The organism is Shewanella algidipiscicola (genome assembly GCF_900380485.1).
Lineage (GTDB): Bacteria > Pseudomonadota > Gammaproteobacteria > Enterobacterales > Shewanellaceae > Shewanella > Shewanella algidipiscicola.
On record NZ_OXJV01000017.1, the window covers coordinates 41,971 to 58,055 of the forward strand.

The 16,085-nt window shown below is 46.9% G+C and carries 12 protein-coding genes; 6 read left to right on the forward strand and 6 right to left on the reverse strand.

What is annotated here, in order from left to right; genetic code table 11:
- The first annotated feature begins 559 nt into the window (after nt 1-559).
- Both adhE and DN599_RS12435 read left to right on the forward strand, forming a co-directional pair.
- Nucleotides 560-3,160 carry a bifunctional acetaldehyde-CoA/alcohol dehydrogenase gene (gene adhE / locus DN599_RS12430; protein ID WP_110457912.1) on the forward strand — a complete coding sequence of 867 codons (2,601 nt, stop codon included), beginning with the start codon at nt 560-562 and terminating at the stop codon, nt 3,158-3,160.
- A gap of 217 nt (nt 3,161-3,377) precedes the next feature.
- Entirely contained in the window at nt 3,378-3,998 is a 621-nt protein-coding gene (locus DN599_RS12435; protein WP_110457913.1) for a 2OG-Fe(II) oxygenase, read from the forward strand.
- A gap of 215 nt (nt 3,999-4,213) precedes the next feature.
- Here the strand turns inward: DN599_RS12435 and DN599_RS12440 are convergent, their stop codons facing one another.
- The 5 genes from DN599_RS12440 to DN599_RS12460 form a co-directional block, all read right to left on the reverse strand.
- Nucleotides 4,214-4,726 (reverse strand): GDYXXLXY domain-containing protein, encoded by a 513-nt coding sequence (locus DN599_RS12440; protein ID WP_110457914.1) that lies wholly within the window; start codon nt 4,724-4,726, stop codon nt 4,214-4,216.
- Nucleotides 4,723-5,820: a DUF4401 domain-containing protein gene (locus tag DN599_RS12445; protein ID WP_110457915.1), complete on the reverse strand. Its 1,098-nt coding sequence runs from the start codon at nt 5,818-5,820 to the stop codon at nt 4,723-4,725. The genes DN599_RS12440 and DN599_RS12445 overlap by 4 nt, the downstream gene beginning before the upstream one ends.
- Before the next feature lie 2 nt (nt 5,821-5,822).
- Nucleotides 5,823-6,845, reverse strand: coding sequence for a DUF2157 domain-containing protein (locus tag DN599_RS12450; RefSeq protein WP_110457916.1), 1,023 nt, complete (start codon nt 6,843-6,845; stop codon nt 5,823-5,825).
- Between the two features lie 343 nt (nt 6,846-7,188).
- Nucleotides 7,189-9,237, reverse strand: a complete 2,049-nt coding sequence (locus tag DN599_RS12455) for a S9 family peptidase (protein ID WP_162599206.1) — start codon at nt 9,235-9,237, stop codon at nt 7,189-7,191.
- Between the two features lie 270 nt (nt 9,238-9,507).
- Complete coding sequence (locus tag DN599_RS12460) at nt 9,508-11,025, reverse strand: fumarate hydratase (RefSeq protein ID WP_110457918.1); 1,518 nt, start codon at nt 11,023-11,025, stop codon at nt 9,508-9,510.
- A gap of 130 nt (nt 11,026-11,155) precedes the next feature.
- Here DN599_RS12460 and pabB point away from each other — a divergent pair, with 130 nt between their 5' ends.
- Both pabB and DN599_RS12470 read left to right on the forward strand, forming a co-directional pair.
- Nucleotides 11,156-12,598 carry an aminodeoxychorismate synthase component I gene (pabB, locus tag DN599_RS12465; protein WP_110457919.1) on the forward strand — a complete coding sequence of 481 codons (1,443 nt, stop codon included), beginning with the start codon at nt 11,156-11,158 and terminating at the stop codon, nt 12,596-12,598.
- The gene (locus DN599_RS12470) at nt 12,579-13,163 is read left to right on the forward strand and encodes a CoA pyrophosphatase (protein WP_110457920.1); all 585 of its coding nucleotides are present in this window, start codon (nt 12,579-12,581) and stop codon (nt 13,161-13,163) included. Before pabB ends, DN599_RS12470 begins: the two co-directional genes overlap by 20 nt.
- 152 nt (nt 13,164-13,315) lie before the next feature.
- On the opposite strand, the gene DN599_RS12475 is transcribed toward DN599_RS12470, so the two are convergent.
- A complete protein-coding gene (locus tag DN599_RS12475) occupies nt 13,316-13,651 on the reverse strand; it encodes a hypothetical protein (protein WP_110457921.1) in 336 nt (111 codons plus the stop codon).
- 384 nt (nt 13,652-14,035) lie between these two features.
- Here DN599_RS12475 and asnS point away from each other — a divergent pair, with 384 nt between their 5' ends.
- Nucleotides 14,036-15,436, forward strand: a complete 1,401-nt coding sequence (asnS, locus tag DN599_RS12480) for an asparagine--tRNA ligase (protein WP_110457922.1) — start codon at nt 14,036-14,038, stop codon at nt 15,434-15,436.
- A gap of 225 nt (nt 15,437-15,661) precedes the next feature.
- Nucleotides 15,662-16,081 (forward strand): secondary thiamine-phosphate synthase enzyme YjbQ, encoded by a 420-nt coding sequence (locus DN599_RS12485; protein WP_110457923.1) that lies wholly within the window; start codon nt 15,662-15,664, stop codon nt 16,079-16,081.
- Nucleotides 16,082-16,085 lie beyond the last annotated feature (4 nt).

Genomic DNA, 16,085 nt, shown 5'->3' on the forward strand with positions numbered 1-16,085 from the left:
TGTCCTCAGTGACTTTTAACTAGGTTAAAAAGGTTGCTGGTAGAAAAGGCGCTACTGTACATGATCCGTCAGATTTGCCAAATGAGATTTTCTAACGTGTTTCACATCTTTATCAAAATATCGCGATTTTTTGGCTTTGATACCCCTATCTACGAACTGTCGGCACCATAATCAATCATATCGATAAGCAAGTGTCACTCTAATGTAGTCGTAAATAGTACATATCGCTAGCCAAGATAATGAAGCTATATCTTTGATCTTATTGCAAGCTCATCATTCTATATAATGTGATGCCTAGCGTTTAACGGGGATACCCTCTTTACACACCTAAGCCCTTCTACCTCATGCATACCTTATTGATCAGTTCTTGAGTCCATGGTTTTTATGGTGCCGATTTAACGGCCATTGCTCAAGCAGTCGTCAGAGCTGTTATTTTATTACGAAAACAGCTTAATTGTGGTGATGATCACTGTGTTTACAAGCTTATTGATGTAATTTTTATTCACAAAGAAGTTTTAGCAAAACCACATTTTTGCTAAATTTTCTTAAGGAACTCACTATGACGGTCAACAATCAACAGGAACTCAACTTACTGGTGGCAAGGGTCGCTAAGGCCCAAGCCCAATATGCCAACTATAGTCAGCAACAGGTCGATCATATCTTTCGCGCTGCGGCGCTTGCCGCTGCCGATGCGCGGATCAGCTTAGCCAAAATGGCCGTGACAGAAACAGCGATGGGAGTGTTAGAAGATAAGGTGATCAAAAATCACTTTGCCTCTGAATATATTTACAATAAATATAAAGATGATAAGACCTGCGGCATCTTAGCCGAAGATCCAACCTTTGGCACCATCACCATAGCCGAGCCCGTGGGCTTAATTTGTGCAGTGGTGCCCACCACAAACCCAACGTCTACCGCAATTTTTAAAGCCTTAATTAGCCTTAAAACCCGTAACGGTATCATATTTTCGCCCCATCCACGCGCTAAAGCCTCCACCATAAAGGCTGCAAAAATGGTATTGGATGCCGCCATTGCTGCAGGTGCCCCGGCCGATATTATTGGCTGGGTTGATGAGCCCAGTGTCGCCTTATCAAATCAACTAATGACCCACGATAAGGTCAACCTTATTCTTGCCACCGGTGGCCCGGGTATGGTGAAAGCCGCCTACTCTTCGGGTAAACCCGCTATCGGTGTCGGTGCAGGTAATACCCCCATTGTGATCGACGAAACCGCCGATATAAAACGCGCCGTTAGCTCAATATTAATGTCCAAAACCTTCGATAACGGTGTGGTATGTGCATCCGAGCAAGCAGTGATTGTGGTCGATGCCATTTATGACAGTGTCAAACAGCGCTTTGCCAGCCATGGTGGATATATCTTGTCAGTCAAAGAGACCAAAGCGATGCAGAAAGTGATCCTTAACAAAGGCGCGCTCAATGCCGACATCGTCGGCCAAAGTGCGGCAACGATCGCAGCCATGGCCAACATTAAGGTGCCAGCATCGACTAAGGTGTTGATAGGTGAAGTCAGCGAGATCTCGGCATTAGAAGCCTTTGCCCATGAAAAACTCTCTCCTTTACTGGCCATGTATCGCGCCGATGATTTTAATCAAGCGATGGATAAGGCTGAAGCCTTAGTGACGCTGGGCGGCATCGGCCATACTTCTGGGCTGTATACCGATCAAGATACGCAAGATGAGCGAGTCAAAGCCTTTGGTTTTAGAATGAAAACGGCGCGGATCTTAATTAACACTCCGGCATCACAAGGCGGAATTGGCGATCTGTATAATTTTAAATTAGCGCCATCATTGACCTTAGGTTGTGGCTCATGGGGAGGCAATTCCATTTCAGAGAACGTCGGCCCAAGTCACCTGATCAATAAAAAAACCGTGGCTAAGCGAGCTGAAAATATGTTGTGGCATAAACTCCCCTCATCTATCTATTTCCGTCGTGGCAGTTTACCGATCGCCCTTGAAGAACTGAGCGATAAGAAACGCGCCTTAATCATCACAGATAAGTATTTATTTAATCATGGTTACTGCGATGAAACCCTTAAGATCCTTAAAGCTCAAGGCCTTGAAACCGAAGTATTTTATGATGTCGAAGCCGATCCGACTTTGGCGATTGTGAATCAAGGCGCCAAGATGGCACAAAGTTTTCAGCCAGATGTCATTATCGCTCTGGGCGGTGGCTCGCCTATGGACGCCGCTAAAATAATCTGGGTCATGTATGAGCATCCTGATGTGGATTTTACCGATCTTGCGCTGCGCTTTATGGATATTCGTAAGCGTATCTATAAATTCCCGACATTAGGCAAAAAAGCCATGATGGTCGCTGTCCCCACGACCTCAGGCACAGGTTCAGAAGTGACCCCCTTTGCGGTCGTCACCGATGAGAAAACCGGTATGAAATACCCCATAGCCGATTATCAACTCACCCCAAACATGGCCATCGTTGACCCTAATTTAGTAATGGATATGCCAAAGTCGTTAACCGCCTTTGGGGGGATAGATGCGATCACCCATGCATTGGAAGCCTATGTCAGCGTGATGGCCAATGAATATAGCGATGGTCAAGCACTTCAGGCGTTAGCGCTGCTGTTTGAACACCTTCCCGACGCCTATATTTTAGGTGCGGACGCACCAATCGCACGTGAAAAAGTGCATAACGGCGCGACCATAGCGGGTATCGCCTTTGCTAACGCTTTCTTAGGCGTGTGTCACTCTATGGCCCACAAATTAGGCGCTGAATTTCACTTAGCCCATGGATTAGCCAATGCACTGCTGATAAACAATGTGATTCGATTTAACGCTACCGACTTGCCCACCAAACAGGCCGCTTTTAGTCAGTACGATCGTCCTAAGGCCCTTTGCCGCTATGCCAAGGTGGCTGAACATCTCAAATTAACCGGTGATAGCGATGCGCAAAAAGTGGAAGCTTTGCTCGAGAAAATCAGTCAACTTAAGAAGACGATTGGCATTCCTGATTCTATCCAAGCAGCGGGCGTCAACGAAGCCGACTTCTTAGCTAAACTTGACGAACTCTCCGAAGCCGCATTTGACGACCAATGCACGGGAGCGAACCCAAGATACCCATTAATTAGTGAAATCAAGCAATTGTTTATTGCTAGCTTTTACGGCAAAGACTATCAAGATAACTAACGTAACAAGACGCGCGTTAACTTCATTTAATGCACGGCACACGATTTTTATTTAGCCATTAGGCGCCCTTACTTAGGCGCCTTTTTCATGTGAGAACTACTGATTAAAATTTTTTGTCTACACTATAAAAATTATTCAATAGGTAAATAAGCGTAACTGGTCTATAACGCCTTACCGCGTCATACTGAAACTTGAATCATTGAACTCACAAGCCAACATGCAACTGCCCCCAAATATTTTTGACGACATCTGCGATAACATCGCCGCTAAAGGCTACGTTGTATTGCCAGACCTGTTCCCCTTGACGGTACTCACCCCCTTGCTGGACAATTTAACCCAACTAGACACCAGTGCGTTTAAGCCCGCGGCAATTGGTCGCCATAAAACACAACAGGTGATAGACACCATCCGCGGCGATAAAATCTGCTGGTTAAATAAATCCATGAGCTTCGCCTCGACCTATTTCGATTGGTCAGAACAACTTCGCCAAGCGGTTAATCGCTATTTTTTCTTAGGCTTGTTCGATTACGAAACCATGTTTGCCTATTATGAACCGGGCGCATTTTATAAGCGTCACGTGGATGCCTTTAAAGGCCAATCAAATCGAAAACTGACGTCAATTCTCTATTTGAACCCCAACTGGCAACCAGGGGATGGCGGAGAGTTGCTAATGTACCAAGCCGATGAAACCACACCTTTTGAAACTGTAGAACCCCGCTTTGGCACCATGGTGATTTTTTTAAGTGAACGTTTTCCTCATGAAGTGCTGCCATCCCATAAAGACCGTTACAGCCTAACCGGTTGGTATCGAATTAATGAAGGCATACCGTTAGATTGATCGTCTCACTATTCAGCATAGGGCTTTAAGTCGTCAGATAACTGGGATAAGGTGCACCATACGTTTAGCGACTAAGCTTTGCTGTCGACTTCCCTCGTCTCCCTCAATCCCCATGGGAAAGATAAACAACCAGCGACAACACGCACTTTAAATAAGTTATAATGCCTATCCAGAGGGTTAGAGATAATACATCCCTAACCTCACTGTGGTTCAGCTTATAACTTTTGTAAATGTTGATCGAGCAAGGCATCGAGCAGCAGCTCGCCATTATGGTTGACTCGAAACTCGCCGTATTTCGCCGCAGCAAAATGCTTACCTTTGCCCTCTTCAAAAAAATAGGCATTGGTGGCCAATTTTACTTGGCCGTGGCGCACTCTCACTTGCAGTAACAACTCGTTATCCGCTAAGGCCGTCTTATCGAGATAGCGGGTTTCAAAGCCGATAAACTGTGCCACCAAATTAGGATCACGCCTAACGCGCACATAGCCATTGAGGTTTTGTTCAGCCGTAGCAGTGCGGATCGGAGCCGTGATCTGATAATTCAGCGTCATATAGTCACCCTGCATTAACGAGCGAGGATCGACAGGCGCAAGCTCGAGACGCACCACTTCCCCTTTAGCAAGCCAAGCTTCGCGCGTAATAATATCCCAGTTTACGAGTATGAGTAGGCTAGCACTTAACACCGCCACCAGCGCAATATTCCATTTAACTCGATTGAATGATGTCATAACGCCTCCTGCGTGATCAGTCTCGTAGACCGTGAGAGGTAACGATTTACGCCCCAGCGAGCAAACAATAACACCACACCTAATGCCATTAATAATAGGGATTTTTCTAATAATGAAACTGTAAGAGAATAGTAATAAGCACAAATAAACAGCGGGATACTGACGAGAGCCAAACTCGTAAACACCCGATTATGCAGCTGCAAACCCAGCAACAAAAATAGCACTGCACTGCTTAACCCCGATAGCGGTATGGCCAAAAAACCAATGAATAAAACACCAACCATTGCAGCGTAACCCGCTGGCGTTCTTAATGACGCTTGCCTTTTATTGAAGATAGACTTAACGATAACAACACTCGCAAACACACTGACGAACCAAGGCAGCAACCAAGCCCAAATCGATAACTCACTAATCGCATCATTAAAAAAATCGACTTGCGACACGCCAAGAATAAGTACACCTTGTGTCATTAAGGTCCAGCATATCAACCCGTAGCACAAATAACAGATACGGCCATAATATGCCCCAAAACGCTCTAAACTCAGGCACAATATTATCGCAAGCACTAACATCACCAACGGCAATAGGTTCATCCATTGCCATTGATACAAGATACCTGTGATACACCCACCAATACCTATGCCATTAAGCAGCACGCTCAAGCGATTATTGATAAAAAGACTATGAATACTCAGCAGTGCACCGAAACTGATAAACCAAGCCAGCCTATTGTGATAATCCAGTACTTCCCATAGCCCCCAGCCTATACAGAGTAAACCGCATAAGCCTAACACCAAAGCCAACTGTGACATAAACACCTGCTGGCGAGTCGATTGACGATCAAAGAAGAGGCCCAACAACACAAAGACGCTCCCGATAGTCAATACTCCTGGCGCTATGCTTTCAGTCACCACGAGTGCCATAAAACTGCCCACAAAGCCCAATAAAAACATGGCAGCTATCCATCCTGCGCCCCCTTCTAATAAGGCGAGGTACCAAGGGGACATAAACGGATCCTTTGGCATTGGCGTGTCCACATTGACACAATTAGTCTGCTGCAGTGATTGCCATAATTGTTCCTTTGCAGTTGTCATTTTCACGCCTCCTGACTCGACTGCACGCCATTAAATAATCCACGCACCTTAGTCAACCAAACCGATGCCATCGTAGTGCAGCCGACAACATATAGGCTTAGCAGCAGAAACATATTCATTTCATCATTCGCTCCTATAAACAGCTGCGTGGTGAGCCATACCGTGCTGACTGCAATAGCACTAAAACACACTATGGCTAAGGGAAATAATTGCTGTAATACAAAACGCGATAAGACCAATATCGCTAGGGCATATAACCAATAAAAAGCGAACGAAGCCTTGTTTGTCATATCGGCAGCTTGCCAACAGCCATACCAAGTGAGTGCGCTCAATGCGATGACCACAGTGAGTGATTGAGTGATAGGAGCATTACAGCGACTGAAGCCCAAGGTGGTTGCGCCATAGAAAAAGAGATAGCCTAAGCCGTTACAGACACTGATCACCACTAAAGGGAAAATATCAGCATCGAACCACCATAGCGTTTGCGGCCAGGTCGAAAAATACAACGCCACACTGGCATTGCTCAAGAGCAACAGCTTTAACCAGAGCAGATCAAAGCCCGCCAACCATACCAGTGGCAACAGACACAGTGACCAAATCGCAAACAGTTGCCAAGGATCTGCGCCAGTTTGATAGGTTTGCCCAACAAGTGCGAGCAAAGCGCCAATCATAAAACTTAATCCCAGTAAGCTCGCGTTGGCTTTGGTTGCCCCCAAACCCTCGGCGTGAGTGTCTCGTTCTTGCCAGCGAAACCAACCGTAACTACACGAACAAATCAGTAGCAGCGCTTGTACCAGGGCAAACTTGCCGAATTTACCTAAGTTTTGCCAATTAAAAGCCAAGAAAATGATCACTCCGACAGCCAAAAACAGCACGCCAAACCAAAGTAATAATTGGCTTATCTTCTCGCGCCAGTCGACCGCAGCGTGGGACTGTCCCGCCAACATTAACGCCTTAGGCATCTGCTCTGCAGCAATCTCTCCTTGCACATACCAACGCCACACTTGCTCACGCAAATTACTCATTTGAATCTCCTTATCAGGGCTGAGTTTACCAGGCGACTTAGTTCGATAATAACAATCCGATAATACCGCTTATTGGTAGTGGATGTAATAGTAAAATCATTGAGTTAATGATTGGCGAAGGGATAATATATTCATCGCATGCAGCGAGTAGCGGCAAGCTCAAGGCCCCCCTATGGGGATACCCAAGCTAAACGATGGATAAGCTTTTTTGATGCCAAGCCATCAGCACAATGATATCTGGGTACGTCATCCAGAGCCATTTTTAAGGCTTAGGCTTGATTAACAATAGATATAATAAAGCCAGAACAGATGTTCTGGCTTTATTGTGCACGGGCTCAAAAGGTTACTTTTGTGTCCAGCGATCCATCCAACCTAATACATTCGCGTACCATTGCTCTAGATTGTCCGGGTTTAAGATCCAGTGATTTTCATCAGGATAAATCAGTAGCTCTGACGGGATACCTTTACGCTGCATAAAACTAAATGCCGCTAAGCCTTGTCCATAAGGGACACGGAAATCTTTTTCACCGTGAATAACCAGCATAGGAGTCTGCCAGTTATCGACATAGTTCACCGGATTAAACTTCTCATACAACTCTTTATTATCTTGGTAAGGGCCACCGAATTCATATTCGGGGAACCACAGCTCTTCTGTCACATAGTACATAGAGCGCATATCAAATAAGCCCGCGTGGTTAACGAGACACTTGAAACCGTCATTCCAGTTGCCTTGGATCCAGTTCATCATGTAGCCGCCGTAGGAGCCGCCAAGTGCACAAGCCTTATCGGCATCTAACCAAGGTTGCTGCTGGGTGACCGCCGCGAGTCCTTTTTGCAGATCTTCTAACGGTTTACCACCCCAATCCTGTGTGATTGAGTCGGTAAAGGCCTGCCCATAACCGGTAGAGCCGTGGAAATCGATCATCACCACGCCATAGCCCGCTCCCGCCCAAAGCTGTGCATTCCAGCGGCTGCTGAAGCCATTACCAAATGAGCCTTGTGGACCACCATGCACTAAGAAGGCGATTGGATATTTAGTCCCCGCTTTGTAATTAGTCGGTTTTATCCAGTAACCGTAAACATCTTCATTGTTCCAGCCTTTAAAACTGAACTGCTGATATTCACCAAATTTAATTTTCGAGAGCTTAGCCTCGTTAACTTGTGTGAGTCGGTTAAGTTGCTGCCCGTCGAGTGCCACGCTATAAAGATCGCCCGGCTCCACTAAACTTTTATGATTAAAGACGATGCGATCTGATGTCACACCAACTAGGCTGTTGCTGCCTTCGTTGTAGATAGTCTTAACATCGCCAAACTGAGTATTTACCTCAAAAATACTTACCTGACCCACATCCTGAGCTGTCACATACAGGGTGCGATTGTCTGGAGCAAAGGTTAATGAGCTGGGACTACGATCCCACAGTGGCGCGACCTCTTTCTCTTGATTGGTCACCGTATCGCGTAACATGATGCGGTAACGGTCGGCTTCAAAACCCGGTTTGCTCATGGCTAGATAAGCCATATAACGGCCATCGGCCGAGAAGGTCGGCTGCGCATCCCAGGCTTTATTCGCCTCGGTCAGGTTTTTTGCCTCACCGCCAGACACTGGCACTTGCCATAAATCGTAGTTGGTTTGCCATGCTTGAGATGAGCTTGGCGCTTTAGCGCTATAAACCACAAATTTACCGTCAGGGGTAAAGGTCACCTCTTCCATACCTGAAAAAGGTTTAGGTGGTGTTTCGGTATCTAAGCCTTGGGTCACATCGATAGGCGCCGTAATGGGCTTACCATCGAGTTTAGCCACAAATAGGTGGCTACGGGTATGGTCGCCCCAAGTATCCCAATGACGCACCATCAACTGTTTATACTCGCGCCCTGTCGAGCTGCGTTCAGCCTCGGCGGCCAACTTATCGGCCGTGCAACTTAGCTGTTCACATTGTGGAAATACACGCATATTAAGCACGACTTGCTGGCTATCTTGCGATAGCTTAAAGCCTTCAACATCCAATGGTAATTTAGAAATCTGTTTGGCTTCACCACCATCAAGCGCAAGCTCATATAGCTGTGAACTACCATCACGGGCAGCTAGGAAATAGATTTTTTTATCGTCGTGACTAAAAGCAACGCTGTGCTCTGTACCTGGCGCCGAGGTCAGCTGCTTCACAGGCTGAGAACCGTCTAACGATTGAATGTAGAGGTCTGATTGTGCCTCACCCTTTTCATCAATTTTTTTAACAGCATAAACGATTTTAACGCCATCATTAGACAAGGCAGTCGAATGCAGTTTATTCATTTTGACCAGATGTTGAACCGTAAAAGGCTCTGGTGACGCGGCATTGCTGCCAAATGTCATGCCGGCAGTTGCTAAGGCTAATATGAGTGCAGTTTTTTTCATTGTTATTATCATCTTTTTCAAATGAACGCCGGAATTAACCCGACCTGAGAATGTATATGCGCAAGCACACTAAACAAAAATGGGGGATTAGGCAAGTTGCCTACCCCCCATTTTTAGTTACTTGGTTAATACAAGTGACTAACACAAGTGACTCGCACCTGTAGCGAATCTGTACTTAATGTGCCTAACGATGATCAATAAGTACCGCGAAAAACTAACACTGGCTTGACACATTGATGCTGTGACATAAGCTGGCGTTCGACTCTCCTATTAGCTTAACTTGACTTTCCACATTGCCGGGCCAGTTTCGTGGGCATTGACACCATCACTGTCCACGGCGACAGTGACAGGCATATCTTGCACATCAAATTCATAGATGGCTTCCATCCCTAAATCTTCAAATGCTACGACTCGTGACTTCTTAATCGCTTTGGATACTAAATATGCTGCACCGCCCACCGCCATTAAATAAACGGCTTTATGCTTCTTAATCGACTCAACGGTTGCAGGGCCACGCTCAGCTTTACCTATCATGCCCATAAGCCCGGTTTTATCCAGCATAAGATCGGTAAATTTATCCATGCGGGTTGCGGTTGTGGGTCCTGCTGGGCCAACCACTTCGTTGCCAACAGGATCGACTGGGCCAACGTAGTAGATAAATTTACCGGTAAAGTCGACACCTTCTGGCAAGCCTTCGCCACTTTCTATCAATGTTTGAATGCGCTTGTGTGCCGCATCGCGACCAGTAAGCATTTTTCCGTTGAGTAAAAGCACATCACCGCTCTTCCACTGCTCAATATCGGCTTGGGTCACGGTATCAAGGTTGACACGGCGCACATCTTCGCCCGCTTCACGGGTGATCTCTGGCCAATCGGCTAGTGATGGCGGCGTGAGCTCTGCAGGGCCTGTACCATCAAGATGAAAGTGCACGTGGCGTGTGGCGGCGCAGTTTGGGATCATCACCACAGGTTTTGATGCCGCATGGGTTGGCGCCGATTTAATTTTAATGTCGAGCACTGTGGTTAACCCGCCGAGCCCCTGCGCGCCGATGCCTAACTTGTTAGCACGCTCGAAGATCTCAAGGCGCAGCTTTTCTTCGGTGGTTTCGGCGCCGCGCGCCTGTAACTCATGTATATCGACCGGATCCATTAATGATTCTTTGGCCATCACAGCGGCTTTCTCGGCGGTGCCACCAATGCCTATGCCAAGCATACCCGGTGGACACCAGCCAGCGCCCATGGTCGGTAAGGTTTTTTCGACCCATGCGGCGATATCATCCGATGGGTTTAACATCACCATCTTAGATTTGTTTTCCGATCCACCGCCTTTAGCGGCAATGGCCACTTCAACATGATTGCCAGGTACCATATCGATATGCACAACCGATGGGGTGTTATCACGGGTATTTTTACGGCTGCCAGCAGGATCGGCCACTATCGAGGCTCGCAGTGGATTGTCAGGATTGGTATAAGCACGGCGAACGCCTTCATCGACCATCTGCTGCACTGTCATGTCGGTCTTGTCCCACTGAACGCCCATGCCCACTTTAACGAAACAGGTGACAATACCCGTATCTTGACATAGTGGACGTTTGCCTTCGGCCGACATACGAGAGTTAATCAAAATCTGAGCGATCGCATCTTTAGCCGCCGCGCTCTCTTCTTTCTCATAAGCCTCGGCCATGGCATCGACAAAGTCTTTTGGGTGGTAATAAGAGATATATTGCAATGCATCGGCGATGCTTTCGATAAGATCCGCTTGCTTAATGATGGGCTGTTCTATACTCACAGACGTTTCCTTGGTTGCAGTTTAGTTATTCATGCCCTGTGACAGGGTCGGCTATTTTTTTGAATCCAGTCACAATATGATACTCTTTCGCGACTTTTAGGGGAACATCACATTTTACAAAGGTTAATTGATGGTTTATTCGTCTACTCAAGGTGTTGCAGTAAAAACCTTACCGTGGAAATACGCTACCACCGAGGTATTTAGCCATTTTTCTCAGCGTCCTTGGGCCATACTGCTCGACTCGGCCAATGCCGAACATGTCGATGCCCGTTACGACATCATTTGTATCGATCCTATCGCCACCTTAGTCACCCAAGGCGACACCACGCTTATCACTCATTTACCGCAAACCAGCGCTATGCAGCAGCCACAGTTTAAGAGTGAACCTGGTGTAGAGCACAGCAATGCCGATCCCTTTGCCTTGCTTAAGCAGCTAATTAAACGGTATTTTCCCGAGTCTAAAACCTGCCACTTGCCATTCAGTGGCGGCGCCGTCGGCGCCTTTAGTTATGATTTGGGCCGGCGCTTAGAATCCTTGCCCAACATTGCAGAAAAAGATATAGACCTACCTGAGATGAATGTCGGCATTTATCCTTGGGCGCTGATTTTTGACTCTCATACCCAACAATGGTCAATGGTGCATTATTACGGTGAGGCGCAGCTACAATGGCAACTAGCTCAGATTGAGCAAGCATTAGCCAGCATGCCAAGCCACGCCCCTTTTGCGCTGACGAGCGACTGGCAAGCACAAATCGATGTAACGGACTACCACGCTAAATTTAATGCAGTGCAAGCTTATCTACACAGTGGTGATTGCTATCAAATTAATCTTACCCAGCGCTTTATGGCCAATTATCAGGGGGATGAGTGGCTAGCCTACCAAACCCTGCGCCAAAGCAATGGTGCGCCCTTTTCAGCGTTTATACGCCTAGCACACCATGCCTTATTGTCTATATCGCCTGAGCGTTTTATTCAACTACGCGAAGATCAAATTCAAACTAAACCCATTAAGGGCACCTTACCCCGAGCAGCCGATCCCATTGCTGACCGTGATGCTGCGGCGCAACTCGCCAACTCAGAGAAAGATCGCGCCGAAAACCTAATGATTGTCGACCTGCTGCGCAACGACATAGGTAAAGTGGCCAAACCTGGTAGTGTTAACGTGCCGAGCCTGTTTGCCATCGAAAGCTTTCCGGCGGTGCATCACTTAGTCAGCACAGTCACTGCAACACTCGATGTGGGCTATCATGCTAGCGATCTGCTGCGCGCCGCATTTCCGGGCGGTTCGATCACTGGCGCGCCCAAAATTAGGGCGATGGCGATCATTGAAGAACTCGAACCCTCAAGACGCAGCCTCTACTGTGGCTCCATCGGCTATCTGAGTCAAGATGGGCAAATGGATACTAGCATCACCATTCGCACTTTAGTGGCTGAACATCAGCGTTTATATTGCTGGGCCGGTGGCGGTATTGTGGCTGACTCGCAAGTGGATGCCGAATATCAAGAGAGCTATGATAAGGTAAGTAAGATCCTCCCTGTTTTAGCGAAGAGTCATGACACTGGACGAGTTTAAGCAGCGCTACGCCCTGCAGCTGTTGCCCGAAGATAACGCCCCAATAATCACTCGCTCGCTGCGTGAAGCGGCGGTGTTGGTGGGGCTAATCGAAAAAGAGCACGAACTGCACCTTATCTTAACTAGGCGCCCGACTCACCTGCGTGCCCACCCAGGACAGATCAGTTTCCCCGGCGGAAAAGTAGAAGCGCAAGATGTGGATTATACTGCGACTGCGCTGCGCGAAGCCTTTGAGGAGATCGCCCTGCCACAAGATAATGTGCAAGTGTTGGGGCAATACCCCATGTTTAATACTTTAACGGGTTTTACCATCGCCCCCATTGTCGGCATTATTAAGCAAGAGTTTGAGATTATTTTAGATCCGGGCGAGGTGGATGAGCTCTTTACTGTGCCGCTGTCATTCTTATTAAACCCAGATAACCGCGTCATGAAGCGATTTACTCGCCGAGGGATAAGTTACCCAGTGTATTTTATTCCCTATAATCAGCATATGATTTGGGGAGCCACTGCGGCGATGATTGACAAAATGTGTCGTCAGCTTAGTAACGATGAAATGGGATGCTAGGTTGACTGACTACTGAATTCACTCACCGCTGAACTCAAATCCGCTCCGATTGATAATCTCTTACTTAACAGCATAGACGCTACCATAAGTAATAAAGGCTGCACATCTGCAGCGTTATGGCGTTCACCTCAGCAATATAAAATCCACCTTGGTTAAATCATAAAGCTTAGGTAAAGCCCTGCCGCAGTCGACGTTAGCAGCAATAGCGGAATATTAAACCAGTACCCCATGCGACTACGATTCGCCACATAAAAATTAAAGCCTAAATTAAACAGACTAATGGCGGCGCAGATCCAAATCACATACTCGAGTCGTAAGGTGATTTCAGGATCCCAACTCAAACGCACGCTTGCTCCTTTACTGATAAAGTAACCAACCGCGCGATCAGGCCTTGCTGCATCAAACAACAGCAGCGCATAAACGGCCAGCGACCAGCCAAGGATCGACAGTGAACCTAATAATATTTGGAAAACCTTAATTTTTGTCATTGAGTCGCCTTTTTATCTGCCATTAACAGTGCTTATGGATATCCATTTATTCCATCGCGTGAGCAATCGGCTAATCTTGAGTCTAACTCATTCAATCACCAATGAAAGATAACGATGCACTTTATGACATCATTTATCGGATGGTGGTATTTTAAGCCTAACAATTTTTGCCCTTTTACACCATTGGATGCCATTAAGATGGCTTAGCCGACTACGGGGTATGGTGATAATTGCACAGACTTAACCCAACCTAACGGCTAAAGGAGAGATTATTTACTGTCAACTGTGTTTATATGTGGTTTTTCCCTTGAGAAAAGCCGTCAGCAAGGTAATATAAACCTCCAAAATTTTTAATAAAACGATTCGTTGGAGAACTAAGCAACAATGAGCATTGCATCTGTCGCTTCTGTATTTAAAGGTGATTTTGCGGTTGGTTCGCAAGTTACTGTGCGCGGTTGGGTAAGAACTCGCCGAGATTCCAAAGCCGGCATCTCTTTTCTTGCCGTTTATGATGGTTCCTGTTTTGACCCAATCCAGGGCGTGGTGCCAAATAGCTTAGCCAATTATGACGAAGAGGTTCTTAAGCTGACCACAGGGTGTTCTGTGGTCATGACTGGTGACGTCGTAGAATCGCCAGGCCAAGGACAAGCATTTGAGCTGCAAGTATCCAATATTGAAGTCACTGGTTGGGTGGATGATCCTGATACCTACCCCATGGCAGCAAAGCGCCACTCCATCGAACACCTTCGCGAATTAGCTCACCTGCGTCCGCGTACCAACATTATTGGTGCTGTAGCGCGCGTGCGTAACAGTCTGTCGCAAGCTATTCACCGTTTTTATAACGAAGAGGGCTATATCTGGGTATCGACTCCACTGATCACCGCATCAGACTGTGAAGGCGCTGGTGAAATGTTCCGCGTTTCCACCCTGGATATGGAAAACTTACCCCGCACCGATGACGGTAAAGTCGACTATAAAGAAGACTTTTTCGGTAAAGAGGCCTTTTTAACGGTATCGGGTCAGCTTAACGCTGAAACCTACGCAAGCGCCTTGTCTAAGGTCTATACCTTTGGCCCTACTTTCCGCGCGGAGAATTCAAACACCAGCCGTCACCTTGCTGAATTTTGGATGGTCGAGCCTGAAGTGGCCTTCGCCGATTTAGATGATGTGGCCGGTCTAGCCGAGCGCATGTTGAAATACTGTTTCAAAGCCGTACTTGAAGAACGCCCTGATGATTTAGCCTTTTTCGCCCAACGTGTCGATAAAACCGTTATTGAACGCTTAGAAAACTTCGTTAATAGCGACTTTGCCCAAGTTGACTATACCGATGCCGTTGAGATCCTTAAAAACTGCGGTAAAAAGTTTGATTTCAATGTTGAATGGGGCATTGATCTGCAATCTGAGCATGAGCGCTATCTGGCTGAAGAACACTTCAAAGCCCCAGTGGTTGTGAAGAACTATCCAAAAGATATTAAAGCCTTCTATATGCGCCTTAACGAAGACGGCAAAACCGTTGCCGCGATGGACGTATTGGCGCCAGGCATCGGTGAAATCATCGGGGGTGCACAGCGTGAAGAGCGTTTAGATGTGCTCGATATGCGTCTTGCTGAAATGAACCTGAGCAAAGAAGATTACTGGTGGTACCGTGATCTGCGTCGTTATGGCACTGTGCCACACGCAGGTTTTGGCCTAGGTTTTGAGCGTTTGGTCTCTTATGTGACGGGTGTGTCTAACATTCGCGATGTGATCCCTTTCCCACGCGCACCCAAATCAGCCAACTTTTAAACGACAAGCGATTAGCTTGCTGATCAAGACAAACGCCCCTAAGAGTTAATTTTAGGGGCGTTTTTTATGGTCTTTATTGTGCGATAAGTTGTAATAGCAATTGAGAAAACATTTACGATAGCCATCAGACAGTGGTTGAGAATCGTCATTTACGACTGCAATGAGTTAGAGTCTGCAATGGTGATGACAAGCAAACATCTGAATACGATGAGGAGATAATGCCCCATGTGGATACAAAAACAGATAATCTTAACGCGTAAGCCACGCGGATTTCATCTGATAACCGATGAGATAATGGCTGCCGTGCCAGAACTGCGCAAACTTAATATTGGTCTGGCCCACCTGCTATTACAGCATACCTCGGCCGGACTGACCCTGAACGAAAATGCCGATCCCAGCGTACGCGAGGATTTTGAACAATATTTTAATCGCCTCGCTCCAGAAAATGCGCCTTACTATACCCACACCTATGAAGGCAGCGATGATATGCCCGCGCACCTTAAGTCGTCCTTGCTAGGAGCTCAGCTGAGTGTCCCCATCACCCTCGGCCAGTTTAATTTAGGCACTTGGCAAGGGATCTACCTGTGTGAGGCGAGAAACCATGCCAGCGAGCGCACGTTACTCATCACCATACAAGGTGAATGAGTCA

What these genes read in the sequence shown, in the direction of transcription:
- asnS (WP_110457922.1), top strand. Translation starts at nt 14,036, where the DNA reads ATGAGCATTGCATCTGTCGCTTCTGTATTTAAAGGTGATTTTGCGGTT.
- adhE (WP_110457912.1), top strand. Translation starts at nt 560, where the DNA reads ATGACGGTCAACAATCAACAGGAACTCAACTTACTGGTGGCAAGGGTC.
- pabB (WP_110457919.1), top strand. Translation starts at nt 11,156, where the DNA reads ATGGTTTATTCGTCTACTCAAGGTGTTGCAGTAAAAACCTTACCGTGG.
- DN599_RS12455 (WP_162599206.1), bottom strand. Translation starts at nt 9,237, where the DNA reads ATGAAAAAAACTGCACTCATATTAGCCTTAGCAACTGCCGGCATGACA.
- DN599_RS12485 (WP_110457923.1), top strand. Translation starts at nt 15,662, where the DNA reads ATGTGGATACAAAAACAGATAATCTTAACGCGTAAGCCACGCGGATTT.
- DN599_RS12450 (WP_110457916.1), bottom strand. Translation starts at nt 6,845, where the DNA reads ATGAGTAATTTGCGTGAGCAAGTGTGGCGTTGGTATGTGCAAGGAGAG.
- DN599_RS12445 (WP_110457915.1), bottom strand. Translation starts at nt 5,820, where the DNA reads ATGACAACTGCAAAGGAACAATTATGGCAATCACTGCAGCAGACTAAT.
- DN599_RS12475 (WP_110457921.1), bottom strand. Translation starts at nt 13,651, where the DNA reads ATGACAAAAATTAAGGTTTTCCAAATATTATTAGGTTCACTGTCGATC.
- DN599_RS12435 (WP_110457913.1), top strand. Translation starts at nt 3,378, where the DNA reads ATGCAACTGCCCCCAAATATTTTTGACGACATCTGCGATAACATCGCC.
- DN599_RS12440 (WP_110457914.1), bottom strand. Translation starts at nt 4,726, where the DNA reads ATGACATCATTCAATCGAGTTAAATGGAATATTGCGCTGGTGGCGGTG.
- DN599_RS12470 (WP_110457920.1), top strand. Translation starts at nt 12,579, where the DNA reads ATGACACTGGACGAGTTTAAGCAGCGCTACGCCCTGCAGCTGTTGCCC.